The following is a 23,578-nucleotide window of genomic DNA, read 5'->3' as shown; positions in this document are numbered from 1 at the left end:
AAATCGCGCGGCGTCGTTGAACACGGCGACGCCACCGCCACGTCCATAAGGGGGAACACATTGACGCCAGTCGAACCAGGCGGCGACGAGATCGCGGGCGACCCGAAGGCCGCAGCCTCGGACAGCATCTCGGATGCGGAGCGGGAACTGTACGGTGGCCGGCTGCGCTACGACCAGTCCTACGTCCGCCATGAAGGGCCTTTGACCCGGCTGAAGTTCGGGCATATGGCGGCCGCGCTTCCGCACATGGTGGGCATGGTGCTGCGCACCGGCTGGAAGGCGGACCGGCGGGCGCTGATGGGGGTCGTGGCGGCCGAGCTCGGGCAGGGGGTGACGGCCGGGTGGGGGCTGGTGGCGGTCAACGGCGTCCCCGCGCAGTTGTTCGCCGACGGTCCGACCGTGGACAAGCTCCGCGACGCGCTGCCGTCCCTGGTGGTTCTCGCGGTCGTGGCGGTGGCCGGCGCTGTGCTGTTGGCGTGGTCGACGGCGATGTCGGGCCGGCTGGAGCCGCAGGTGGAGCGGGCGGTCTCCGCCCGGTACTACAGGGCCGTCACCGGTGTGGAGGTGGAGGCGACCGAACGGCCGGAGGTCCAGCGGATTCTGGAGGCGGGACGGTTCGGCACGGACTCGGCCCGCAGCATGCTGCGGCTGTCGGTCGGCGTGGGCAATGTGGTGATCGGCATGGCGGCGGCCGCGGTCGTGCTCGCGACGCTGCACTGGGCGCTGTTGCCGATGCTGCTGGCGATCGCCCTGCCCAAGGGGTGGGGCGCGGTCCGCTCCGCGCGCCGTGAGTACCTCTCGCGGATGAACTGGGTCGACCACCGCAGGGCGATCGCGTCCCTGCTGGCCTACCTGACCCGCCCGCACGCCGCCGGTGAGCTCCGCGTGCACGCTGCCGGCGCGAAGCTGCTGTCCAGCTATGAGGAGATGTCGCGGCAGACGGAGGCGGAGCAGCGGCGCCTGGCCCGGGCGCAGGCCTTGACGGACCTGGTCGCGGGCGCATTCGCCGGTGTGGCGTCGCTTGCCTGCTACGGGGTGCTGTGGTGGCTGCTGGCCACCGGCGGTCTGCCGCTCGCGGTCGGCGGGACGGCGGTCATCGCTATCCGTACGTCGACGGCGCGGCTCACGTTGCTGGTGCAGCAGGTCAACCGGCTGTACGAGGAGCTGCTGTTCCTCACCGACACCGAGGACGCGATCAAGGTGGCGGGTGAGAACGCGATCCCGCTCGCCGGTAGGCCGCTGCCCGTGCCGGTGCGGGAGGTGAGGACGGAGGCGGTGTCGTTCAGCTACCCGGGTGCCGACGGCCCTTCGCTGAGGGGCGTGAGTGTGCGGGTGCCGCGGGGTAAGGTGACGGCCCTGGTGGGTGCGAACGGCTCGGGGAAGACCACGCTCACGAAGGTGCTGGCCGGGCTGCTGCTGCCGGCCGAAGGGGCCGTGCGGTGGGTGGGTGAGTCGGGCGAGCGGGTCGAGTTGCGTGAGGCGGACCGTGCCCAGGTCTTCGCCGAAGTCGGTTTGTTGGCGCAGGACTTCCCGCGCTGGGAGATGACGGCGGCCGCGAACGTGGCCATCGGGATCGGCGACCGCCCCCGGGACATGGACCGCGTCCGCACGGCCGCTGGCGAGGCGGGCGTGTCCTCCAGCACGGCCATCCATTTGCAGCGCTCCGCTTCAAGAAGAAGTCGGGCAGTGGCGGGGCCAAGAGCGTCGGTCATAACCGGTCCAACGACCCAGCCCCCGGAACAGCACGGCTCCGGCATACCGGCTCCGGAGCAGTTGCGTACCCTGAGCTGCGTGACCACGACCGCCCTCGACACCATCGGCGCCTACCTCCGCCACCTCGACGAAGAGGAACAGCGCGCCGAGGAGACGCGGCGTATCCGCGGGATCTTCCTCACCGAGTACCTGGAGCACGCCCTGGGGACCGAGGGCACCCCTGCTGATCTGAGCGCCCGCGACCTGATGGCCCTGGAGCGGGCGGACGCCTGGCTGAGCGACGCGGCGGCCGGCCGGACCCGTCAGCGCAACACCCTGCACGGCCCCGGGGCGCCGTCCGCCGCGACCTCCGACCGCATCCGCGCGATCACCTACAACTCCTTCGCCAAGTACCTGGGTACCCCCTGGCGCCTGGAAGTCCCGCCGAACACCAGCGGCGAGCACCTCGACCCCGACGAGGCCCAGCAGCTCATCCACGACCTGTCGGTGCGCCGGGCCCGGGGCACCACCGCCGCCGTAGCCGTCCGTACCGCCGCCGTCGCCGCCCTGGTCGCCGCCACCGGCCGCACCCTCGCCCAGATCCAGCCCCTCGCCCTCGACGACCTGCGCCTGGACCACCAGCCCCGGGGTCGCATCCTGTTCGACAACACCCCCGCCGACCTGGACGACACCACCGTCGCGCTCGTACGCCGCTGGCTCGAACAGCGCGCAGCCATCACCAGCGACCTCGAAGGAAGCGACCCCGGACACCTGTGGGTCGCCACCCAGCCCGGCCACCTCCGCACCGGCCCCGGCGTGCCCGCCCCCGGCGCCCGCCGCGCCGCAGTCCGAACCCTCCACGGCGCCCACCGCCGCCTCGTCTACGAACTCCTCGGCCGCCCCGTCCCACCCCGCGCCCTCCTCCCCCGTCCGTGACCCTTAGCGGCCCGGCGTACTGACGACCAGGCAGCGTCGGCCCTCGCGTCTTGAGGACCGTCCGACCCGCCTCAAGACGGGTTCGGATGCCACTGCGGAGGCAGGTGCAGGCCATCGGGGAGAGGCGCTCCAGCTCGCGGGACCAAGCCGCTTGGTGGCATACCAGTAGCGTCGCGGAAGTCGACCCGACCGCCGATAAACCGTGCCCTATGGAAGCTGACGTCGCCGCCGGTGAACCGCGCGAAGAGGAAGTCGACCTGGCCGCCGGCGAACTGCGCGTCGACGAAGGAGACCTGGCCACCGACGAACAGCGCGCCGTCGAAGCCGACCTCGCCACCGGTGAACTGTGCGCTGCCGAAGCCGACCCAGCCGTCGATGAAATGTGCTTCGCCGAAGTCGACCTGGCCGCCGATGAACAGTGCGCCGTCGAAGCCGACGGCACCGCCGGAGATCTGTGCGTCGACGAAGGAGACCTGCCCGCCGACGAACAGCGCGCCGTCGAAGCCGACGGCACCGCCGGTGAACTGTGCGCGAGAGAAGGAGACCTGGCCGCCGGAGATCTGTGCGCCAGCGAAGGAAACCAGCCCGCCGATAAACCGTGCCCTATGGAAGTCGACGTGGCCGCCGGTGAACCGCGCGCCAGCAAAGGAGACCCGCCCGCCGGTGAACCGCGCACCAGCGAAGGAGACCTGCCCGCCGATAAACCGCGCGTCGTGGAAGTCTGCGCCGTTGAAGGTGACGGCCGTGAAGTCGAAGTCGTGGCCCTGCCAGGCGTGCGGATGTCCGTCGGGTAAGCGGAGGTGGTTGCCGATGAGGCGGATGACGGTGTGCCGGACCTCTCGCGCGGCCAGGTATGCGCGCCGGGCATCGGCGTCACCGTCCGGGAGGTCGTCCTCGGCGGTGTAGGGCAGGCGGAGGTAGGCACACAGGACGTCGATGCAGGTCTGGCGCAGGTCGCGGGTGGGGGCGTCGTCGGCGAGGCCGACCAGGGCGTGCACGCCGCCGAGGCGGACGGCCGCGGCGTCCTCGCCGAGCTGGGAGACCGCGGTGGTGAAGCGTTCGGTGTGCAGGCGGGTGGCCTCGCGCAGGGCGTGTTCCTCGTCGACCCTCTGACGCCGGTAGGCAACGACCAGTGCGACCAGGGCACCGGACCCGGCGACCATCCCGAAGGACAGTTTCACCAGGTCGAAGAGCGTCTGGGAGTCGATGCGGTGTTCGGGCTTGAGCCCGCGGGCGCCCAGCAGGTCCCACCCGAGGTAGAACACGGCGGCGGCCACGATCAGCGCGGCGGTGAAAGACAGGGCCAGGACGGTACCGACCGGCCACAGGCGCAGGCCGCGCCGCTCCGTCCGGCGCCGGAAGGAAGATGCTCCCATACCCGTGAGGACAGCAGAAGGCCCCTCGGGGGTTGCAGCCCCGGCCGCTGTGGCGTTGCTCTGCGATGTCAGCGCCATCGCGTGCTCGACTTGCCCGTTCTCGGTACACAAATGACCACAGCGGACCGGCAGTGCCAAGTCTGCTGCACAAGCGGTTGGTCCACGGTTCACTGGCCTCATGACACTGGCTGAGTCGTGGTATGAAAACGCCGCATTCTGGTCAGGCGCCGGCGTGGCCGTAGCCATCGCCGCGATCGTCGTCGGGGCATGGGCCACCCTGCGAGCCGCCTACCCACGGCGGCGGCTCACCTACTACCTGCGCTCCATAGCCCCTCTCATCCCCCCAACAGCGTCACGCCACGGACGGGTAGCCGTGGAAATCGGCTCCGTCGCACTGACGGACCCGCACGTCCTCCATGTCGAGCTTGCCAACCCTGGCAGCCACGACATCCCCAGCAGTGCCTTCGACGGCGGAGACCCCATCGAGCTCGACCTCGGTGCCAACGTGGTGACCCTCCTGGCCACGACCTCAACTCCTCCTCACGCAGCAGCGCCGAGCGTGAACACAGATGAACGCATCCTCACCGTCGGACCGTCACTGATCGCGAAGGGGCAACTGGTGACAATCTCCGTCCTCGTGGACGGCCCCGCACCCGAGCTGACCGTTCGCACCCGGCTTACCGACGTGTCAGTCAGGGAGGGAGGGGGCGCCGTCATCAGCGCAGCACGCGTCGATCCGATGATCAGCATGGCTTTTGGCCTGGTCACAGCGGGTCTTTCCTTCATGCCCCTGCTGGAGCATGAACAAGCACTCCTCGTCTTCGGGATTGGGACAGGGCTCACCGCCGGAGGCGCGTGGACCGTGATGTGGGCGACATAGAAGACGCCCGCTCCGCTAACAGGGAATGACACAGCAAGCAGAGTCACCTCTCGTCGCCCCTAACCAGGGGCCCGGCAATCGACGGCCAGCGGCCGCGTCGGCCCGGGTTGTGGGTGAGGTGAAAGGCGCGGTCGCCGGGATGCCAGATGCCCGCGCACTCCCGGCATCCCGTCACGGCCGGGAAGGCGCCCGCCGTACGTCCGCCGCCGGGCAGCTTCACGGCAGGGCCCTCGGCGCCGGTGACCTCTTCCGGGGCGGCCGCGAGGCTCCATGGTTCGCCTACATGAAGTCGTCACGCTCAAGGACGGGTTCGGAGGACTGGGACATCAGGTAGTAATAGACGGCCTCGATCGTTCCCGCCGGATGCCGTCCCACCGCCGTTGCGGGCTGGAACGGGCGATCGGCGACCTTGCTCCAGCCGCCCAGCTCGTCAGCGACCTTCGAGAACTCATAAGCCAGCTTCTCGGCGACCTCCACGTACCGCTTGGGGTGCTGGGTCCATGCGCGCAGCACCGCGATGACGGAGGTGACGCACTCCTCGCTGTAGCGCTTGGGCTTCTCGTCCAGGTCGCCGCCGATGGTCCAGGCGAGCCGGTTGATCGCCTCCGACTGCCAGGAGCCTTCCCGGCCAGCGACCAGGGAGCCGCCCTCGTAGCCGCCCGGGGACGAGCCGCGCTTGTACTCCAAGGTCAGGCGGTACAGGGCGACGAGGACCGACCCGGCCGCCTTCACCCCGGCATCCGCGAGCGCGCCGCGCAGCACCAGGTCGTCGCTGGGGTCTCCTGGTCCCACGGGGCGCAGCGGCCCGTGCGCGGCCGCGAGTTCGGCGTGGGTGAGCAGGTCGCTGGGGCGGTCCGGGCGCAGCCCGGCCCAGTCGACGGCGTACCGGACGGGTTCGGTGGAGGCGATGTGCCAGCCGCGGTTGAGGCGGTCGACGTAGCGGTACGCCGGCGGCTCCGCGGCCGACGGCTCCTCCTCGCGCTCGGGTTCCGCGTCGTCGGCTCCTTCGGTGAGCAGGGAGGGGTGCACGTCGGAGGTGACCAGGGCGGCCTGAAGGCCGCCGGCCGTCTGAAGGATCTCCGTGGCCTTGTCGCCACCAAGAGGCAGCACCCCCGGCTCAGCGTCCGCATCCGGGAAGGCGCGGGCCAGCGCGGCGGTGACGGCGTTCAGGACGTCGGTCACCACCTCGACGGGCTCGGCTTCGTCCGTCTGGCCGTCCGCCGTGGTCCACGGCCGCGCGGCGGCCACCACGACGAGCATGGTCAACAGGTCACGCTCCGGCTGCTGCGGGGCGGGAATGCGCGTGGGCAGGGCCCACACGTACGCCATAGCCCGGTACCAGCCCTCCCCCTGCCTGACCAAGTAGGCACAGGCGTCGGCCACGGCCTGCGCCACTTCGTCCGCGTTGGCCTTCCGGGAGACGGTCGCGGTGAGCATCACCGGGATCGAGACCGTTTCACGGCCGTCGCCGCCGTACGCGTACGGGGACCGGGCAACTCCCGACGGCGGCACGGCAGTCGTGTTGCCGCCCGCTCGGATGCTGTCGTTCTCGCGCATCACCGCCGTGTACTGCACGCCGGTCGTCCGGCTGCGCTCGTGCAGCTCGCGTGAACGCTTCCGCGGGCGCCTGGGCTTGCCGGGCTTGTTCCTGGCCACGTCTGACTCCGTACAGCAACGCGCCCCACGCACACGCCGCGTCACAGCAGACGGGTGGATGCCACGATGCGTCGACGGACGGCTCGGCCTACCAACGAGGCCCCGGCGTGGGCGGGATACCCCTTCAGCGGTGGACGGTCGTGGCCGCCCACGCGCAGCATACCGGCGCCGCCGCCTCGGGCGCGGCCCGCTCTGCCGCAGCCGGTTCAGCAGTCCCTGGAACCAGGGTCTCAACGTGAGTCAGCCGGTGTCGGCAGGGCCAGACACCGGCTGATCACTAACCTCCCCTGATACAGGGGCGGGGACCCCGCAGCGTGCACTGTCCGCGGGTCCCGTTCCGTCACTCCGAGCCGCAGGCTCTGAACTCCGGTCATCCCCTGACACTTCAGGGGAGAAGCGCTGAGCGCGAGAGGGACGCTAGCGCACCGTGGGCGCCGCGGGGAAACGGCGTTCACCCGGCAGGGTGAACTGCCCTGGGGGAAGGCCGGATTAGCGGGCCCGCACACCCGTCTCTGAAGGTTCGTCAAGCCGCTTAACGGGGCGGCTGACGGGATCCGGACAACGTCATCGAATCGCCTTCGACTGCATGTTCGACGTGAAAGGGTTTTGCTGTGCCCAGGCCATGGGCGCACCACAACGGGAGGGAAGACATTGAGATCAGCAAGGCGATTATCCCTATCGTTCGCTGCGGTGGTTGCTGCCGCTTCTCTGGCTGCGGGAGGAGTGGCGCAGGCCGACGGGGATCCGGCGGGCACCACACAGGAGGACACGGGCGGCCCGATCCCGTCGCGGCCCGGCAACGACGAACCCGACCCCGTCATCCCTGACGAGCAGCTTCCCGAGGTCAGCGTCAGCGACGCGCACACCGGCGAGGCCCAGGACGCCGGTTTCGACACCAGCGACGCGATCGTCATGCACTGGGGGATGGACGCCGGCGGCACCGAGTGGAAGAGCGAGGCGCTGGACGCGTCCGTGACCGCGAACAACGACCCCGCCAATTCCGCCCCTTCACGCGATTCGCTGCCCGCCGTCGCGGGGCAGAGCGCGAAGTCGGCGGGCTGGGTGTGCTCGACGTGGTCACGGCCCACCGTGAAGAGCCTGGGGTATCTCTCCTCCTCCAGCCATGAGATCTGCTCCGGGAATTTCCTATACCACTACACCCGGGGGAAATTCCTGCGCTCCTCCTGGTCCGGGCCGCGCTCCTACACCCGCTGGACGAATTCGAAGTTCGTCTACTCGCCGCACACGGTCAACGACACGATCTGGTCGATCCGCTGCCCGGGCGGGGGGACGTACAACTACAACCTGCAAGTCCAGACGCACCTGGTGGACACCCGGGGCGACCACAGCGGCCCCTACGAGGTGGGCAAGTACGTCCGCGCCGCCTGCGGCACCTGACCAGGGAGGCAACCATGTCGAAAGCGCGAGGAAGCCTGTTCGCCTTCGGGGACCGGCTGCTGAACCGCGTCGCCGCCGCCCTCGACCGCCCCTCCCCCACCGGGTCGTTCTCCTCCACGGCGCCCACCTCGTGGTGGCGCAGGGTCGCCCGGCGCTACCGGGACGGCTTCGAGCGGCGTGAAGAGCACCGCGAGGACCACCTGCCCATGCCGACCGCGCGCCCGATGGGGCCCGGGGACTGGCCCCCCTCGTAGCAACTCGAAACGGTCCGGCCCGGGTGCACAGCGCACCGGGCCGGACCGTCCGCATACCCAACTGCAGGAGTCAAAAGCGCCGGTCAGACGTAGTTCGCCGCCGGGGCCATGAGCTCCAGGGCCCAGCGCCACTCAGCAGCCGGCAGTTCTCGCGCAGCGCGGCGGAGGTCTACGGGGCGGCCGACGGCCAGGGAGACGCCGATCTCCAGGACCGCAAAGTGAGGGCCCATCGTGCCGGGCTCCAGGTCATCGTCCTCCAGCGCGGCAGGGGTGTCGAACAGCGCGGCGTCTCGGTCCCAGTTCACCGACGTCGGCCGCCCGCAGGCCCAACGGCACCGTGCAGCGCGGGGTCCTCGGTGAATCGCCGCAGCCAGTACCCGGCCCTGAAGTCGCCGATGACCCATGTCGCCCGCGCTTCATCTGCCAGTTCCCGGTCCCGGACAGCAACTGCTTGAGCAAGAGCTCCCACTCGGAGTGCCGCAGCACGAACGGCTCGTCCACTTCTGTGTTCGTCATGCCGTCACTGTGCTCGGGAGCCGGCGGCCCGGTAGTGACCCGCGCCCACCCCGTCCTCCGGAAGGACCACCCTGGGAGACGGCTTAGGGCAGGGCGCCCGGGGGCGCGAAGTTCGCGGGGTCGTTGTTCCCCGGGATGGAGGCGTCAAGCACGTCGCTGTGCCATTCCCGGCCCGCGTCGTCGGCGCCGAAGTGCACGACCGTCGAGCCTTCCTCGCCGGTGCCCGAGGAGTTCACCGCGACGGCCGCCGTGGTCAGGGCAAGGGCCGTGAGCGCCAGGGCGCTGATGGCTAACGGTTTCGCGATACGCACAGTACGACTTCCTCTCGGCAGTGCCCGGCCGGTCGGCGCGGGCCCCAAGGGCATCCTCCTCTGCGCGGCTTGGGCCCGGCACCGGCACCCGAGCACGTTGGCCGGATCCCGAGCTGTCTTGGCCGGGCGAGCCCGGCCATGACCGTGCGGGCAGGCGAGGCGAACGCCCAACAGGGCCGGTCCTTCTCGCTACAGTGGCGTGGGGTGCAGGACACGCACGCACCCGGGGCCGCCGTCACCGCTTCCACGCAGCGGGTACGGACACGGCTGAAGGCTCGCCGGCCAGGAGACCGGCACCCGGCTCACGCCGGTGAGGGCCCGTGAGGTTCAGCCCTGCCCACGCGGTCAGCGACACGTCGGCGGGAAGGCGTGGTACCCCGCCCCTGCGGAGTCCGTCATGACCAAGAACGGCAGCAACGACCTCAAGAAGCGCGCCCGGGCGCTCGCCGAGACGGCGGGCATCGGCTACCAGGAGGCGCTCACCAGCCTCCGCACCCCCCGCACCTCACCCGCCCCGGTCCCCGACGGCCGCGGGTTCGTCCTCAGCCCCGAGGTGGAGCGGTTCATCGACGGCGAAGGCCAGATCGGAGTCACCTACGATCTGCGGGAGTTCCTCGCCGAGCGGACCGCCAAGCCGTACGAGTGCCACCACTGCGGCCAGGACGCGAACACGGCCACCACGGCCACGTCTGTGCAGTTCACCGTGTCCGTGTTCGACCCGGACCTGAACCCGGTCACGTACGTGATGATGAGCCAGTTCGCGCATGCCTCCTGCACGGAGTCGGTGATCCGCTGGGCCGTGCCCGCCGAGATCCCCCAGCAGCCCCGCCGCATCAGCCTCGCCGTTCCCGATGACCCCGATGAGCAGAGCGTCACCTACACGCTCACCGCCACCGCGCACCTGGCGCCGCCCGCCGAGCCCGGAGGCCCTCAGCTGCCGGTCCTGCTCTTCACGGCGGAGCCCGAGGACTACGAGCCGGACCCCGTCCTGTGTCATCTCCTGGACTACCACCTGGCCGAGGACGGCTTCCCCCGCGAGGGCAGCGGCGAGCTGGGTGAGCACGGCTGGTCACTGCGCCTGGAGCACGGTGCGGACACATCCGAGTCCTGGATCGCCGTGCGCACCGTCACCCAGGAACCGGACTCCGACCAGGGGCACGGGCACTTCTTCCTCGGCGCGATCGACCTCACCGACGCGTGGGCGGCGCTCGCGCGCGAGCGCGGCGAAGTGCTGCTGCTGGCCGGCCCCATCGGCCCGCACCCCCACACCGGCGACCTCACCCTTCCCGCACCCGACGGCAACGTCCTGGAGCTGTTGGACGACGACGTGGTCCGTGGCGGCTGGTGCCCCCTCGACGCGCCGGACGGCGGCCACCAGCGCCCCCGGGGAGGCGTGCGTGCCCGCTAAGGCCAAGCAGAGTGTGCGGGAGCGCCGCAAGGCCGTCTGGGACAGCCTGAACGAGCGTCAGCAGATCTTCCTGCGGACTATCTACGACCTGGACCAGGCCAACGAGGCGAACCGCGGGCGCTTCGACAGCCGGCCCGCCGAGGTATGGCGTCAGATCGACTTCACCCACGACCCCTACAACCGTGAACTGTTCGGCATCACCGCCTTGCAGAGCAGGCTGGAGTCGGCCGGGCACCACAGCCAGGGCAACGGGGCGACCATGACCCACCTCATCAAGAAGAACCTCATCGAGCAGGGCCTGCGCCCCGTGGCCATGGGCGTCATGATCACCGTGACGCTCACCCGCGAGGGCCGGGCCGTCTACCGGGCAGGCAACCACGTCGCGCCGGTCTCCAGCCGCCAGCAGGTCGACCTGACCGAACGCTCCTGGCAGGTGATGGGCAAGCTGTGGGACGCCGACCGGCGCGGAACGTTCCTCAAATGGGGCTACAGCACCACCATCGACCACGTCCTCATCGACAAGCACCACCTGGCCGAACGCGCGGACGGCGGATACGGATACCGGCTCACCGACCACGGCCGCACCTACTACCGCGCCCACTGGACCGAGTACGCCGAGGTGTACCCGGACATCGACAACCCGCACCCCGACGGCATCGAGCTGTGGCCCGCCAGCGTCGACACCGCGCTCGCCCGGGCCCAGGCCCGCTACAACGGTCTCGCCCGCGCCTGGCAGGAAGCCCGGGAAGCCGCCGACAAAGCCCGCGAACGCGCGGCGCGACCCGACCCGGAACCGATGTACCCACTCGAGAGCGAGGGCACGGAGATGGCGGCCGAACGGCACACGCTCACCGTGGAATCCGCCCGACGGGAAGCTGCGCTCGCCGAACGGCAGATGCGCCGCCTAGAACCCGTCCTCAAGGACGCCGCGTTCACCTGCGCACGCGACGCGGCCGCCGTCTTCACCGCGGCCGCCGCCGGAAAGGACCCTGCGGCCGCGCTCGAACAACCCGCCCGGCGCACCTTCACCCTGCCCAAGCCCCCCTCGACCGGCCTGGACCACATCGACGACCACACCGCCAAGCTCCACGCGCAGGCCACCGCACCCACCCCGCCGCCCGCGCCGAAAACGCCCGCCCCCCGGCGCAGCCGCAGCGCGTACACACCGCCCCCGCCCGCGCCGCCCGCCCCATACGAAGCAGTCGCCTCCTACGCCAGCCACCTCGCCCGCCACGTCGCGGGCGGGGCCCTGACACGGCGCCTGCACACCAGCAGAGCCGAAGCGGAGTGTTGACGTGGGGCTCAACAGAGGCGCCAGGACGAGCTCGTAGCTGGGGCGGCCCACCGGACGGGTCTGCGGGGGGCGCGGCCCGCAGTGGAGTGGCCCAGCGGATCCGTTACATCCGCTGGGGAGGAAGGCTATGCTCTGGGCGTGGAGACGCATCGTTGCCTCCCTTTGTCCTCGCGATGCGGGGTTGCCCCACTGTGACTGAAGCCGTCCGCCCACAGGGCGCTTGCTTCGTCCCCGCAGACGCGGGGGTGTTCCGAGCGCGGCCATCGTGCAGAGCCTCCAAGCTGCGTCCTTCCCGCCGACGCGGGGGTGATCCCAGGCCGCTTACAGCGGCCGGTGTTGACTTGTCGTGGTCCCCGCGCAGGCGGAGGTGGTGACCCCAGTAGAGGTGGGTCCCCTCGTAGCTCTCGCCACACGCGTCTGGCGCGAGCAGGCTGAGGCCCGGGCCTCAGCCTGCTCCTGGGCTGTGGAGCACGGGTGGACGCGGTTCCAGCCGGAGCTGTTCGGGTGTCTGTAGCGTCCGGCCCCGGCCCGGCAGGCCATGTTGGTCTCATGGCCGTCGCGTCTCCCCCGCTTCCCGGTCCCCGACGCCGCCGACGTGCTGCGGGCCCGGTACACGTACCGGCTTCCCGCCCGTCTGGAGGGCTTGGTCGGCCTCGTCCAAGGCACCATCGACCTGCCTCTGCCCGTCGTCTGGTCCGGGCGCCGCTCCTACGAGCTGAGCGGCCGCCGCCCAGGCCGTCCCTCTACAACAGAGCGCCGGTAGCCCCGGAGTAGCTGACGGGCCGCGTACCAGGCCGCTAGGGTAGATATCCGCACCTTCCAGCGGAGGCACCGATACTGATGGCGCACCTCGTGTTCGACCCCAGCGAGCAGCAGGAGCTGCAGGCGGCCGCGCGCGCCGAGTTCCCCTCGAATCCCTCCCTTGCGTATGTCCTTGAACATCTCGCTGCCGAGGGCATCGACCTTGACGCGTGCCGGGACTGGGAGACCATCCGCACCGAGAAGGGCCTGTCGAGCCGGACCGGCGACGCGGCGCCCGGCGTTGCCTAAGCATTCCCGCGGCCGCGGGGCCCGCATCGTCTTCCTGCCGCCCGCCGACGCCCAGGTCGAGCTCCTCAGCCCGTACCAGGCGGAGCGCCTGGACCTTGTGCTGGAGCGGATCGCGGCCGCCCCCGACGCGGTCAAGCCCCATGCCACGGCCAGCGCGCTGCGCGACTACCAGCAGGCAGACGCCCGCGTGATCTTCTACGCGACGGCGTTGGGCAGCATCATCATCGTCACCTACGTCGAGGTGGACTGAAATCCTCTATTGGGACGGGTGGGTCGTCAGCCACTCGTTCAACTTGTGGGCGGGCCCAAGAATCAGTGGCCGGTTCCAGGTCACGTCACCCGACGCCTTGGCCCGTCCCTCTTCGATCTGGTCGATCAGCCGGTATGCCGGGGACCAGAATCCGGCGCCCGCCGCATCGGCGTTCATCGCCTGGCGCAGGACCCGGGCGTTGGCGACGATCTCGGTCAGGTCCTTGTCGCAGTCGGCCGGACACCCGGACCAGGACAGGGCGTTGAGGTCGTCGCGGTAGGCCCGGGCAGCATCGGCGACAGCCGGCACCGTCTCCCTGCTGCTGGCAGTAGGCGGCTTCGCCTTCTCGGTGTCGCCCCCGCATCCCGCAGCCATCGCGACGGCTGCCACCGCGAGCAGCATGCTCGCGGTTCTTCCCCACCCCTGGATCATGGAAGTGATCATGCCATGGGGCGCACGGCGAACCGGTGGTGTGGCGCATTGGTGCTGCTATCCGGCGCAATACGGGCCGGTGTTGGTGATGGACGCCCCTCGGAGCTGGTGACCTACCGAAATACGGTCGGCAGGTCACCAGCGGCTTCACGAGGCGCATTACGGCTGATGCTGGTCATAGGGGCGCGCCCACTGCTGGCGACCTACCGAAATGGAGTCGGTAGGTCGCCAGCAGCTGCAAGTCTGGCATGCCTGGGGGCCCAGGGTTCGGAATTCACGATGGCGCATCGGTGGTGGTGATGCCCATCAGCTCAAGAATGAGCGCGTGGGCGCCGATGGCCACATCGTGGCGGCTGCGGCGCTCGCAGTGGAGCCGACGGAGCCTTCGGCACGGTTCGCCGACGCTGGCGGGGCAGACCGGGCAGGCCACAGCGAGGGGGCCGCCCCGGTACAGGCGCAGCAGCTCGTAGAGCGCGTCGAGTGCCGGGTCTGTGATCGTGCTGGCGGTGTACGGCATGGCGTCCTCTGGTAGTTCGGCCCAGATTTCAGGCGGCCACCTTGGTCGCGGGCAGCCGCCTGGCCGGGTGCAGCGCTACTTTGGCGTGGGGACGGTGGTGCTGCGGACCTGCAGGCGACTGATGGGACGGTCGGAGCGGACCGCGTTCCAGGTGTGGACGAGGTAGGACAGGTAGCGGCCGAAGGGCAGGTTGCCGTCCTTGGCGCGGTCGGCGGTCACGCGGTTGCGCAGGTTCAGGATCGGATGGCCCTGGGAGAGGTTGGCGCCGTCGCCGAGTCGCGCGAAGAACTCGACGGTGTCCTTGGGCTCGATGGCGTTGAAGAGGTGGTGCGCGGTGCCGAGGGCGGACTGGGGGATGTGGGGGAACTCGGCTCGTACGCTGACGGCTACTGCTGCCGATTCCCGCCGCCCGGGGTGACGCTTGCGTAGTTCCCGGGACTCGGCGCGGGTGGGAGAGATCCGGCGGGCGAACTTGCGGTCGCCCTGCTCCCAGGCCCAGACGCGGCGCACGATCGAGCCAAGCACCACGGGGTGGGCCTCGCCTTCTAGGGCCAGGGCGTCGGCCTCGGTGCGGCGCATGCCCGCGTCCATGGTGGCCTGCGTTTCCGGCGGCAGCCCCAGGACGACGAACGTCACCACGGCGGTGTTCGCGCGGACGATGGCGTGGAGGCGGTGCTGGCCGTCCAGGACCTCCCCGTGAATGGACAGCTTGAGCGTCTCGCCGTTGAGGAGCCAGTCCCCCGCGGCGATGTCCCTCGCCGACTCGTCGACCGCCGCGTCCCGAACGCTGCGGTTGTGCCGGTTCTGCTCCAGCAGGGCCGCCGCCAGAGCGGGGGTGACGGTCACCAGCAGCGCCTGCGGGCCCTGGGTGGCGAGCGTGTTCAGCTCTTCGATCGTCATGGACGGAGCAGACAGCGACGAGGGCGCGGATACGGGGGCGGCGGCAGTGGTCATCGGAGTGTCCTTGTGAGTGCTCAAAGTGGCGGCGGCACCCTCCAGTCGAAGGGTGCCGCCGTGGCGCGTCGGCCTTCTCACTCACAGAAGACGTGGCAGGGGTGCAAAGTATTACGTTCTACACAAAAGATTCTTCATTGCTTCCTGAAGCCCCGCCGCTGGTGGCTTCATCGGCCGTAGCGGCCTTCACCTCGTCGGTGACATCGGCCGTGTCGGCGGCCGGGGGCGCGGAGATCGTCTGGGCGCCACCGAACGAGCGGAAGTCCACGCTGATCCTGGCCGCGCCGATTGTCTCCTCCATCCGCACGGGCAGGTCGGTGCGGGGGTCGACCCAGATCCCCAGAGTGATCTCCTTGACGTCACCGGTGTATTCGCCCATGCGGCTGTCCTTGTCGCGGCCGGTCAGCGCGTCTCCGGCCGCGCCCCACTGGTCCCGGCCGACGTGAAGGACGTAGTGGTGGGCGGACTTGCCCCGCACGGTCTCTGTTCCCAGGTCATCGGCGTCGCGAGCGTTCTTGAGGAACTTCAGGCCGGCCGTGGGGTCTCCGTCGGTCCGGCTCATCTCTGCGGCGCCCTTCTTGCCGAAGACCGCGCTGGCCTCCACCTTCATCCAGTGCTTGCCCTTGAGCGGGCCACTCGATTGCGGGTCGATCTGGTAGAAGTACGCGCCGTCCACGAACAGCATCCGCGTCGTCGGCTGCGAGTTCAGGTCCGCGATACCCGCGCTGGCCGTGTCCATCCGCGTGTCGAACGCCTCTCGGGCCCCCCAGGTGTACGTGCCGGTCATCGTTACGGGCTTCGGCTGCCCTGTACCTGAGACCGTGGCCGTGATCGTGGCCGACTTGGCGCGCTCGGTCTTTTCGCTGGTGCGCGCGAGCGCGGCCATCATCGCGCTGTTGGTCTTGCCCGCCGTGTCCGCGACCGACTTCGCGGTGTCCTTGGCTTGCTGCGTCGTGCAGCCCGTCAGCCCCGCCAGGACGAGCGCGGCCGTCGTGCCGACCGCCGCGTACCGCTTGTTCATGAAACCCACCCTCGGAAAATGCATGCACCTAGGCGCTTGCAATGTGATCACTTCGCGTCAGGGGGTGGACGGCGGCGGGCCCGCTGACAGCGGACTCCGCGCTTTCCCGGAGCACTCCCCCACAGGGGAGACGTGCCAGCTAGCAAAAGTGTGGCACCGCGCCACCGTCGCGCTCGGGATCGTCGCTCTGTGGCTGTAACAACGAGGAGCGGCCGTACCGACTTAGACCGTGTCCTACATGGTGAGCTTGAGTAAACGTTTGTAGCAGCACAGTGCGGCGGCGAGGCCGAGAAAGGCCAGGTAGTCGCGGGGTTGGCGTTCGTAGCGGTGGTTGAGCCGGCGGTAGCCGGTCAGCCAGGACATGGTGCGTTCAATCACCCACCTTCGTCGCCCGAGCCGTTCGCTGGACTCGATGCCCTTGCGGGCGATGCGGACGCCGATGCGTTTGCCCCACAGCCATCGCCGCAGGTGAGGAATGTCGTACGCCTTGTCGGCGTGCAACCGTGTGGGCTTGGAATCGCCTGCGTGGGTTTCGTGTCCCATGTGGAAGTGGGACAGCATCGGCTTCAGGGCGAGGCTGTCGTGGGTGTTGGCCGCCGAGAGTCCGACTCGGAGGGGCAGGCCGTCCGCATCGGACAGGATGTGCATCTTGGAACCGGGCTTACCCCGGTCCACGGGGCTCGGACCTGCAAGTTCGCCCCCTTTTTCGCGCGGACGTGAGCCGAGTCGAGGACCACACGGGACAAGTCCACCAGGCCCTGCTCGTCCAGGAGCTGGAGAACCCGCTGGTGCAGTCGGCCCCAGACTCCGGCACGCGACCAGATGAGAAACCGGCGGTGCACGGTCGACTTCGACGCGCCGAAGCAGGGCGGCAAAGCGCGCCAGGCGCATCCGCTGACCAGCACGTAGATGATCGCAGCGAAGACCGCCTCGTCATCGATGTTCGCAACCCCGCCGCCCTGCGGGCGCACCCGCGCCGACGGCAGCAACGGCCTGGCAAGCTCCCACAGCCCGTCCGGAACGATCCATCCCCACCGTCCACTCCCCATGCTCGACACAACTGTCAACTGACCATGTAGGACACGGTCTTAGGGGTGAGGGTGCCGGGGCGGGCCCTCGGGAGGCACGAGGTGGCGCTGCCGAGCCGGGCAGCCATCACGATCAGGAGTCGGGGAGTGACCGATGACCAGTACGACACGCCTACGTCAGGCGCACGTTCAACGGCTACTGGGACGAGAAGCCGGGCGGAGTGCCCGGATACCTCTCACCCCAACATGCCCAGCGCGACAACGAGTTCGGATGCTTCCGTTCCCGGAGGGAAGGATCTATCCATGGCGGCCCCAGGAGATGACGCAGCAGCCGAGCAACGCGCCCAGGACGATCGCCTGTGGCAGCACGGGCTTCACGAAGACGGCATGGTCTTCCAGCGAGGCAACCTCTTCCTTCTTGCACAGTCACTTCAGGTAGTGGCCTACGCCACCGTGTTGTCCGCGAGCAGTCGAGGTGGATCGGGCGCCCACTCAAGTCTCCTCGCAGCCCGGGTCATCGCCGCCTTCGGGCTGGTCCTGACGTTGTCGTGGCTCTATGTCGGCCACCGGCACTTCTGGTACGACAAGGGCGTGCAGCGGCGGGTCGAGGAGCGATTGCCTGACTACAGGGAGACTCGTCGGGCAAGCCGTGCTCCTGGCCCCAGCTCCATGCCTCTGATCGTTTACGCGCTGCCGATCCTGGCGGCGGTCATGTGGTTGATCTTGCTGCTCCTCTGACTCAGGGCGAGAGATCGACGCAGCCCCCCGGCAGCGCGCAAACCGGTCGTTTCCGCCGGGCGGCTCTGCCGGCGGCGCGACGCACGTCCGGTGCCACCGCTTCCTGCGGCTCCCGGCCGTTGAGGCAGAGCTGCGGGCCGCCGTGTACGGAAGGTTGGTGGCGGACCACTTGGCGCCCGGCCCCGCCCGACAGGGATCGCGGAACGGCTGTAACGCCGGGCGGAGTTCGGCCGTGTTAGGGGAGAGCGCAGGCGAGCCCTGCGGTCAGCGGGGGCCCGGCGAGCGGGCCGACGATGACGAGGACCGAGCCGGAGAGGTGCCACGGGCGGTGACCGATGACCAATCGACACCCGGGATTCCCCGACCCAGAGCGTCCGAGGAGGAATTCTTTCATTCACACTTCGGACACATGGCCGCCTCCCTCATAACGCCCGAGGAGGAATTCTTTCATTCACGCTTCAGACGTATTGTCGCCTCCCTCATGAGGAAGCATGGGCTCATTCATGAGGATGCCGAGGACATTGCAAAAGAGGCGTACGCAGATCTTTCGAAACGGTGGGGGGAAATGCCGCCCGAGAGATTCGAAGCATGGTGGTTTCAGCGGTCCTACTGGCGCGCAGGTGACTTCCGGAGAAAGCGCGAGCCCCTCACGCTGCTGGCCGAGTTCGAGGAGCGGGTGAGCAGTGCCTGCGGACCCGATGACCTGGCTGTCCGGGACGATCAGGTGCGGCAGGTGCTCAAGCTTGCGCGGGACTTGCCGCCGGAGAAGCGGCGCCATCTCGCTTTGGTGGCATACGGGTTCTCCTCTGCCGAGGCAGCGCAGGTGCTGGGCAAGAGTCCCGGGGCCGAGCGGACAGCGCGCCACCGCCTCCTTCGCGACCTGCAGCAGCGGATGGGCATCGGATCGGAGACCGAGGATACGTGAGGAACAGCACGGAGCGGGCCACAGTATGCGAGAAAGTGGGGTTGGTTCAGCCATGATGGGTGATGGTGAGATTTCGCCGTGCAAAAACCCCTCAGATGATCTGGCATTCAAGGGGATTGATGAGTCTCTGCAACGGTTCATCAGGGTCCTATCACGGACCACTTGGGAAGCCCCCGCCTACACCCCGGAAGATCTCCATGAGCACTTCCGGGACGCAAGGGCTCGCGCCGAAGCGCGGGAACGCGACACTCTGGGCGATCCTTTCAGCCCGCCTCAATTCGACGAGGAGACCCCAGAAGAGCTCGGGACAGAAAGCGGGGCGGAGCGCACACCCGAGGAATTTGACGCTCTGCTCGCCGACCTCAAGACACGTGGGCGGGCGCTCCGGGAGAGCGCCGCGGCTGCGCCGGGGGAATCCAGCGAATTGACCGAATTCAGGGCAGACGCTGATGTGACGGAATCCGACAGCCTCCAGGATACCTCCCGCCCTTCCAGTTCGGCGGTATCGCTTTACGCCGAACTGTTCTCCATTTTCTCCGCTGGCGCCCTTTCCGTACCGTGGGATTTCGCGTCGGCGCGGGAGGAGTGGCTGGTGCCGCGCGCGCCCGCGAAATGGTCGTGGACGCCCCGGGCCGATTCCTTCGACGTGGAGTTTCCGCTAATCCGCGTGAATGTGGACCTGGGCGCCGATGCCAATCGGGACACTGACGTGTTCCATTACGCCCGGCTGAAGTGGGCGATTCTGGCCGGGGGGGAGGGGGACGTTGCTGCGCTGGAGTCGGTGCGGCGCACGTTGGCCGAGCGCTTCGAGGTCTCGCAGCCGCCCGCATCGCGGGGTTCCTTCTCGCGCGGGACGGTGGTGCACCGTGTCGCGGCGGAGGACCTGGCGATCGTCTGCGAGGGCGAGCCGGCGGAGCACCTGCTGGTGCTGGTGGACTTCGACGCCGGGGGCGCACGCCCGGAGCCTGCGCAGGCCCCCGGTCGCGGCGGCGGTGCGCGCTGGTTGCCGGGATTGCGGCAGCCGCCCGCGCGGTCCGGGGCAGCTGCGGCAGGCGGGAAGGGCCGGGCGGCGCGGGCGGGCGCGAGGGAACGGGCCGGGCTGCGCAGTCCGCGGCGGCGGGGGATGCGGGTGCCGCCGCGGGCGGCGCCGCCGGTGCCCGGCGCGGTGGTGGTGGTCGACGGCTCGTCGGTCGCCGAGCATCTGCGGCCGGGCCGCGACGTGGCGGCGTGCCTCTACGTCGCGCTGCCCCAGCGGCTGACCCCGGCAAAAGACCACCTTCCGCAGGTGCGGGAGTTCTGGCATTCGACACTGCAGACATATAGGGGCGGAGGAGCAATAGACCGCTCGCCAATGTAGGGCGGCGGCCGTAATTCTCCCCACCATTAATGATTGATAGGCCGCAGAGAATTGGCATTCCCCGAATGCTTGCCGTGCGCGCGCCGCACGGCCATTTCGGCATGTCCTGTCCCGTGTCGCCGAGTCGTCGCCGGGGCGGTCGGCACGGGGTCCCACAGTGCGCAAATCGCTCAGTTTCAACAAAACGTGTCAAAAGTCGACCCTCAGAACGGGGCCGTGCGCGGCCGTTCCCGGCGTCCTGTGGGTGATCGGGTCCGGGGCGGGCCGGGAGGCCGTCAGTGGCCCGTACACGGCTTCTGGATCTTCAGATCGGCCCTTCCCGGGGTGCGCGGGGTCCCCGGAGGGCCTCTCGGGCCCCGCCCGCTCCCCCGGAAACGCCCAAACCAGGGGAAAAGGGGCTCTCCCTCAGAGCTACAGGAAAATTACAGTTTTCCTGTAGCCTACGGACCGTAGTCACTGGTTACCGTCAACCACTGCCCGCCGGAGGGTGCCCCGTGGACGATCCCACCCCGCCCGCCGACCCCATCACGCCGTTCGTCACCGGAAGGCCGGTGGCCGTGCCCGCCCCCCGGGTGGGACCGGCCGAGCTGGACTACCCACCCGTCCGCAACGGCGTCGACTACCTGCGCAGCGTCGTCGACCACCTGGCCCAGAAGGCGGACATGGGCCTCAACACCAAGGCCCGCGACGTCAAGTACGCGGTGCTCCACCTCCAGGCCGCCGCCGAGGTGCTGCTCAAGGCCCGGCTGCTGCGCGAGCACTGGAGTTTGGTGTTCAAGGACCCCGGCACCGCGGCCGCCAAGGCGTTCGCCGAGCACTCCTTCGCCAGCTGCACCACCCAGGACGCCGTCGACCGGCTGCGCCGCATCGCGGGCATCGCCATCAGCGACAAGGACGCCAAGGCACTCAAGGACCTGTCCGACGACCGCAACGCGCTCCAGCACTTCGGCCTCACCCACAACGCCCGCACGATCGAGGCCCGTGCCGCCGCCGTGCTCGACTTCCTCGTCCACTTCCTCGACACCGAACTGCTGCCGCAGCTCAGCGACGACGAGGCAGCGGCGATCACCGGCGACATGAACCGGGTCCGGTGGGGCCTGAACAGCATCCAGTCCTTCGTCAGGGAGCGCATGAACCGGCTGCGCGGCACCGTGCTGAAGGGACAAGAGAGCGTGACGGTGCCCTGTCCCCACTGCGAACAGGGCGCCGTCACGCTCGAACCGGGCACGGGCTACTGCCACTTCTGCGGCAACGACTGGCCGGCCTTCAGCCTCGCGCACTGCTTCCAGTCGGATTCAGACTTCCGCAACCCGCTCAACGAATGCCCCACGTGCCACGCGCGGACCCTGGCCGACGAGGTGACCTTCGCCGACCCCGCTGCGGCCGCGGCTCTGTACTGCTTCACCTGCGCGGCCCGCTTCGCGCCGGATGCGCTCGTCTCCTGCGGCGGGTGCGGCTGCCTGCACCCCCGCCCCGAAACGCCCGAGGACACCACCCGGCAGCTGCTGTGCCCGTCCTGCCGACAGCAGGTCCTGGGCGAAGAGCAGCACGGGTGACCCGCCTCGGGCGGCCGACATCGCGTCCGGCCGCCGGACCGCCGCCGGTCCCCCGTCCGGCCCAGTGACTGAAGCGACCGAAAAACACACCTGGTCTCATGAGACCGAGGACACCATGACCCTGCAACCGGTGATGCCCGCGGCGCGCTCGGCGCGCACGTCCCTGGCCCGCGTCGCCCAGGACCCGCGCGCGCAGTGGCCCGAGCACGCGCGGAAGCTGTTCGACCACCTCGCCGCGATCTACGGCGAGCACGACGGGGTGTGCACCCTGGCGGCCGCCTGGATCGCCCACCACCACCAGCGCTCCCCCGGCACCGCCAAGACCTACGCCCAGAACTTCAAGATCTTCGAGCCGTATCCGCGCTCCCACGGCGTGCACCCGCTGCGGGTGCGGTTCCTGCTCGCCGACGCGTTCGCCCTGCACCTGGAGGACCTGCCCACCCTCGTCTGGCGCGGCGGGCAGCGGGTGCCGGAGGGGCCGCCGCGCTCCGACGCCACCCGGCACAACGTGCTCTCCGCCTGTTCCTCCTTCTACGACTTCGTCCTGAAGACGAAGGCTCTGCCCACCGAGGAGTTCGGCTCCAACCCCTTCGAGGCGGTGCTGTACCCGGTCATCGACCCGCTGTTCACCCGCACCGAAGGCTTCACCGAGGCGCAGACCCAGCTGCTGCTGCGCACCGCCCGCGACGCGCACCGCCCGCGACACACCGCGCACCGGCTCTACACCCTGCTGCTCATGCTGTACGGGATGTGCCTGCGCATCGAGGCCGCGCTCGGCGCGCGGATCGAGGACCTCGGCCACCAGGCCGGCCACCACGTCCTCAACGTCGAGGTGAAGGGCGGCTTCTGGGTCACCAAGGCGATCCCGCCGCTGGTCTACGACGCGATCACGGTCCTGATCGGGGAGCGCACCGAGGGCTACATCCTCACCACCCGCACCGGGGGGCGCCTTGATGAGCCCTCCCAGTGGCGCGCGATCCGCTCGGTGGCCCGGCGTGCGGGCCTGCCGCAGACAACGATCGGCCCGCACGCCCTCAAGCACACCACCATCACCCACGCCCTGGCCCGGCCCGGCGCCCGCCCCGACAAGATCCAGGAGTGGGCCGACCACAACGACCCGCGCACCACCAAGCGGTACGACCGGCGCCGCGGCGCGCTGGACGGCTCCCCCGGCTACGCCGCCGCCGACCACCTCGCCGAGGGACTCCGCACGGAGGCAGACCCGGCCGTCTAGCGGCCTGTCCTTCACGGCGCAAATGGCACCCCAGTGCCTGCTCCGGTCGTCTGGGCCGGCACATCGGCCAGCCCAACCTACGCAGGAAGCTGCACTGTTGCGTAGAGGCCAGTCGGCCACAGGGGAGCGCGCAGCGCCACTTGGGGTGCCGGTGAGAAGGGTGTCACCAGCCGCAAACTGGGTGAGTCTGAGCCCGTATGGCTGCGAGTCGTTCGGGCCGTGTTCGATCGTCTTCGGCTATGGCGTTGGCGTACGTGCGGGTATCAGGCTGGTTGCTGTTCGGTGCGGCGGCGGTGTTGGGGGCGGGGATGGATCCGGTGACGATGGCGGCGGGTTCGGCTCTGGTGGCGGCGATGGCCACGGATGCCTGGCAGCAGGCTCGGGACGGTGTGGTCGCCTTGTGGCGGCGGGTCCATCCGGAGCGGGCCGACCAGGTCGGCGGCGAGCTGGAGACGCTGCGCACGCAAGTTCTCCAGGCCCGCCAGAACCAGGACCCCGATACCGAGCAGGCTCTGGAGGGGATGTGGCGGCTGCAGTTGCAGGCGCTGCTGCAGCGGGACCCGCAGGCCAGTGACGAACTGTTCCGACTGCTGCGCGACCGGCTTACCCCGGCCCTGAATCCGGGCGAACGCGAGCGGGTGGGGGCCATCATCCAGAACTCCACCGTCTACGGTGGGACGAACTTCAACATCGGCGGGAACTACTACGACAACAAGGGCACCGCGTCCCCAAAAGACTGACCATCCCCTCCCGGCCGCCGGTTCCGCGCGTAAACCAGCGGACGACGGTGCATGG

The 23,578-nt window shown here is 69.7% G+C and carries 23 protein-coding genes; 14 read left to right on the top strand and 9 right to left on the bottom strand.

Annotated elements, in window-relative coordinates; all coding sequences use genetic code 11:
• The first annotated feature begins 60 nt into the window (after window positions 1-60).
• Window positions 61-2,628, top strand: coding sequence for an ATP-binding cassette domain-containing protein (locus IE252_RS44015; protein ID WP_268248440.1), 2,568 nt, complete (start codon window positions 61-63; stop codon window positions 2,626-2,628).
• A gap of 71 nt (window positions 2,629-2,699) precedes the next feature.
• Here IE252_RS44015 and IE252_RS32665 read toward each other — a convergent pair whose 3' ends face one another.
• Window positions 2,700-4,004, bottom strand: a complete 1,305-nt coding sequence (locus IE252_RS32665; protein WP_190093056.1) for a pentapeptide repeat-containing protein — start codon at window positions 4,002-4,004, stop codon at window positions 2,700-2,702.
• Between the two features lie 178 nt (window positions 4,005-4,182).
• Between IE252_RS32665 and IE252_RS32660 the strand changes: the two genes are divergently transcribed.
• Window positions 4,183-4,884 (top strand): hypothetical protein, encoded by a 702-nt coding sequence (locus IE252_RS32660; RefSeq protein ID WP_190093055.1) that lies wholly within the window; start codon window positions 4,183-4,185, stop codon window positions 4,882-4,884.
• A 279-nt stretch (window positions 4,885-5,163) separates the two neighbouring features.
• Here the strand turns inward: IE252_RS32660 and IE252_RS32655 are convergent, their stop codons facing one another.
• The gene (locus tag IE252_RS32655; protein ID WP_190093054.1) at window positions 5,164-6,540 is read right to left on the bottom strand and encodes a hypothetical protein; all 1,377 of its coding nucleotides are present in this window, start codon (window positions 6,538-6,540) and stop codon (window positions 5,164-5,166) included.
• Between the two features lie 723 nt (window positions 6,541-7,263).
• Between IE252_RS32655 and IE252_RS32650 the strand changes: the two genes are divergently transcribed.
• Window positions 7,264-7,938, top strand: a complete 675-nt coding sequence (locus tag IE252_RS32650; protein WP_190093053.1) for a hypothetical protein — start codon at window positions 7,264-7,266, stop codon at window positions 7,936-7,938.
• A gap of 14 nt (window positions 7,939-7,952) precedes the next feature.
• On the top strand, window positions 7,953-8,192 hold the full coding sequence (locus tag IE252_RS32645) for a hypothetical protein (protein WP_190093052.1): 240 nt from the start codon (window positions 7,953-7,955) through the stop codon (window positions 8,190-8,192).
• 83 nt (window positions 8,193-8,275) lie between these two features.
• Here the strand turns inward: IE252_RS32645 and IE252_RS32640 are convergent, their stop codons facing one another.
• Together IE252_RS32640 and IE252_RS32635 are read right to left on the bottom strand one after the other, a co-directional pair.
• On the bottom strand, window positions 8,276-8,497 hold the full coding sequence (locus IE252_RS32640; protein ID WP_190093051.1) for a hypothetical protein: 222 nt from the start codon (window positions 8,495-8,497) through the stop codon (window positions 8,276-8,278).
• A gap of 294 nt (window positions 8,498-8,791) precedes the next feature.
• The gene (locus tag IE252_RS32635; protein WP_190093050.1) at window positions 8,792-9,019 is read right to left on the bottom strand and encodes a hypothetical protein; all 228 of its coding nucleotides are present in this window, start codon (window positions 9,017-9,019) and stop codon (window positions 8,792-8,794) included.
• A gap of 397 nt (window positions 9,020-9,416) precedes the next feature.
• Between IE252_RS32635 and IE252_RS32630 the strand changes: the two genes are divergently transcribed.
• The 4 genes from IE252_RS32630 (at window position 9,417) to IE252_RS32615 (ending at window position 13,021) form a co-directional block, all read left to right on the top strand.
• On the top strand, window positions 9,417-10,427 hold the full coding sequence (locus IE252_RS32630; protein ID WP_190093049.1) for a hypothetical protein: 1,011 nt from the start codon (window positions 9,417-9,419) through the stop codon (window positions 10,425-10,427).
• The gene (locus IE252_RS32625; protein ID WP_190093048.1) at window positions 10,417-11,721 is read left to right on the top strand and encodes a hypothetical protein; all 1,305 of its coding nucleotides are present in this window, start codon (window positions 10,417-10,419) and stop codon (window positions 11,719-11,721) included. Before IE252_RS32630 ends, IE252_RS32625 begins: the two co-directional genes overlap by 11 nt.
• An 840-nt stretch (window positions 11,722-12,561) precedes the next feature.
• Window positions 12,562-12,771, top strand: a complete 210-nt coding sequence (locus tag IE252_RS32620; protein WP_190093047.1) for a hypothetical protein — start codon at window positions 12,562-12,564, stop codon at window positions 12,769-12,771.
• On the top strand, window positions 12,764-13,021 hold the full coding sequence (locus IE252_RS32615; RefSeq protein ID WP_190093046.1) for a hypothetical protein: 258 nt from the start codon (window positions 12,764-12,766) through the stop codon (window positions 13,019-13,021). Before IE252_RS32620 ends, IE252_RS32615 begins: the two co-directional genes overlap by 8 nt.
• 6 nt (window positions 13,022-13,027) lie before the next feature.
• On the opposite strand, the gene IE252_RS32610 is transcribed toward IE252_RS32615, so the two are convergent.
• From IE252_RS32610 to IE252_RS32590, 5 genes are all read right to left on the bottom strand, one after another.
• On the bottom strand, window positions 13,028-13,453 hold the full coding sequence (locus IE252_RS32610; RefSeq protein WP_190093045.1) for a hypothetical protein: 426 nt from the start codon (window positions 13,451-13,453) through the stop codon (window positions 13,028-13,030).
• Between the two features lie 274 nt (window positions 13,454-13,727).
• Window positions 13,728-13,970, bottom strand: coding sequence for a zinc finger domain-containing protein (locus IE252_RS32605; RefSeq protein WP_190093044.1), 243 nt, complete (start codon window positions 13,968-13,970; stop codon window positions 13,728-13,730).
• A 75-nt stretch (window positions 13,971-14,045) separates the two neighbouring features.
• Window positions 14,046-14,870: a ParB N-terminal domain-containing protein gene (locus IE252_RS32600; RefSeq protein ID WP_229848933.1), complete on the bottom strand. Its 825-nt coding sequence runs from the start codon at window positions 14,868-14,870 to the stop codon at window positions 14,046-14,048.
• Window positions 14,871-15,042: 172 nt separating this feature from the next.
• A complete protein-coding gene (locus IE252_RS32595; protein WP_190093042.1) occupies window positions 15,043-15,945 on the bottom strand; it encodes an SCO4651 family lipoprotein in 903 nt (300 codons plus the stop codon).
• Between the two features lie 234 nt (window positions 15,946-16,179).
• A protein-coding gene (locus tag IE252_RS32590; protein WP_190093041.1) for an IS5 family transposase occupies window positions 16,180-16,994 on the bottom strand; the annotation gives its coding sequence in 2 pieces (ribosomal slippage) (window positions 16,180-16,652 and window positions 16,652-16,994; 816 coding nt in all).
• A gap of 282 nt (window positions 16,995-17,276) precedes the next feature.
• On the opposite strand from IE252_RS32590, the gene IE252_RS32585 reads away from it, so the two are divergent.
• The 6 genes from IE252_RS32585 (at window position 17,277) to IE252_RS32560 (ending at window position 23,523) form a co-directional block, all read left to right on the top strand.
• Window positions 17,277-17,711, top strand: a complete 435-nt coding sequence (locus IE252_RS32585) for a hypothetical protein (RefSeq protein WP_190093040.1) — start codon at window positions 17,277-17,279, stop codon at window positions 17,709-17,711.
• 409 nt (window positions 17,712-18,120) lie between these two features.
• Window positions 18,121-18,636 carry an RNA polymerase sigma factor gene (locus tag IE252_RS32580; protein WP_190093039.1) on the top strand — a complete coding sequence of 172 codons (516 nt, stop codon included), beginning with the start codon at window positions 18,121-18,123 and terminating at the stop codon, window positions 18,634-18,636.
• Between the two features lie 52 nt (window positions 18,637-18,688).
• Window positions 18,689-19,993 carry a hypothetical protein gene (locus IE252_RS32575; protein WP_190093038.1) on the top strand — a complete coding sequence of 435 codons (1,305 nt, stop codon included), beginning with the start codon at window positions 18,689-18,691 and terminating at the stop codon, window positions 19,991-19,993.
• Window positions 19,994-20,487: 494 nt separating this feature from the next.
• Window positions 20,488-21,549: a PHD finger domain-containing protein gene (locus IE252_RS32570; RefSeq protein WP_190093037.1), complete on the top strand. Its 1,062-nt coding sequence runs from the start codon at window positions 20,488-20,490 to the stop codon at window positions 21,547-21,549.
• Between the two features lie 115 nt (window positions 21,550-21,664).
• Window positions 21,665-22,783: a tyrosine-type recombinase/integrase gene (locus IE252_RS32565; protein ID WP_229848932.1), complete on the top strand. Its 1,119-nt coding sequence runs from the start codon at window positions 21,665-21,667 to the stop codon at window positions 22,781-22,783.
• 239 nt (window positions 22,784-23,022) lie between these two features.
• The gene (locus tag IE252_RS32560; RefSeq protein ID WP_190093036.1) at window positions 23,023-23,523 is read left to right on the top strand and encodes a hypothetical protein; all 501 of its coding nucleotides are present in this window, start codon (window positions 23,023-23,025) and stop codon (window positions 23,521-23,523) included.
• Window positions 23,524-23,578 lie beyond the last annotated feature (55 nt).

The organism is Streptomyces melanogenes, from assembly GCF_014649795.1.
In the GTDB taxonomy this organism is placed as follows: Bacteria; Actinomycetota; Actinomycetes; order Streptomycetales; family Streptomycetaceae; genus Streptomyces; species Streptomyces noboritoensis.
This window is presented reverse-complemented; position numbering and strand designations above follow the sequence as displayed.

What these genes read in the sequence shown, in the direction of transcription:
- IE252_RS32665 (WP_190093056.1), bottom strand. Translation starts at nt 4,004, where the DNA reads ATGGGAGCATCTTCCTTCCGGCGCCGGACGGAGCGGCGCGGCCTGCGC.
- IE252_RS32660 (WP_190093055.1), top strand. Translation starts at nt 4,183, where the DNA reads ATGACACTGGCTGAGTCGTGGTATGAAAACGCCGCATTCTGGTCAGGC.
- IE252_RS32645 (WP_190093052.1), top strand. Translation starts at nt 7,953, where the DNA reads ATGTCGAAAGCGCGAGGAAGCCTGTTCGCCTTCGGGGACCGGCTGCTG.
- IE252_RS32630 (WP_190093049.1), top strand. Translation starts at nt 9,417, where the DNA reads ATGACCAAGAACGGCAGCAACGACCTCAAGAAGCGCGCCCGGGCGCTC.
- IE252_RS32620 (WP_190093047.1), top strand. Translation starts at nt 12,562, where the DNA reads ATGGCGCACCTCGTGTTCGACCCCAGCGAGCAGCAGGAGCTGCAGGCG.
- IE252_RS32610 (WP_190093045.1), bottom strand. Translation starts at nt 13,453, where the DNA reads ATGATCCAGGGGTGGGGAAGAACCGCGAGCATGCTGCTCGCGGTGGCA.
- IE252_RS32605 (WP_190093044.1), bottom strand. Translation starts at nt 13,970, where the DNA reads ATGCCGTACACCGCCAGCACGATCACAGACCCGGCACTCGACGCGCTC.
- IE252_RS32600 (WP_229848933.1), bottom strand. Translation starts at nt 14,870, where the DNA reads ATGACGATCGAAGAGCTGAACACGCTCGCCACCCAGGGCCCGCAGGCG.
- IE252_RS32595 (WP_190093042.1), bottom strand. Translation starts at nt 15,945, where the DNA reads ATGAACAAGCGGTACGCGGCGGTCGGCACGACGGCCGCGCTCGTCCTG.
- IE252_RS32585 (WP_190093040.1), top strand. Translation starts at nt 17,277, where the DNA reads ATGGCGGCCCCAGGAGATGACGCAGCAGCCGAGCAACGCGCCCAGGAC.
- IE252_RS32580 (WP_190093039.1), top strand. Translation starts at nt 18,121, where the DNA reads ATGGCCGCCTCCCTCATAACGCCCGAGGAGGAATTCTTTCATTCACGC.
- IE252_RS32575 (WP_190093038.1), top strand. Translation starts at nt 18,689, where the DNA reads ATGATGGGTGATGGTGAGATTTCGCCGTGCAAAAACCCCTCAGATGAT.
- IE252_RS32565 (WP_229848932.1), top strand. Translation starts at nt 21,665, where the DNA reads ATGACCCTGCAACCGGTGATGCCCGCGGCGCGCTCGGCGCGCACGTCC.
- IE252_RS32560 (WP_190093036.1), top strand. Translation starts at nt 23,023, where the DNA reads ATGGCGTTGGCGTACGTGCGGGTATCAGGCTGGTTGCTGTTCGGTGCG.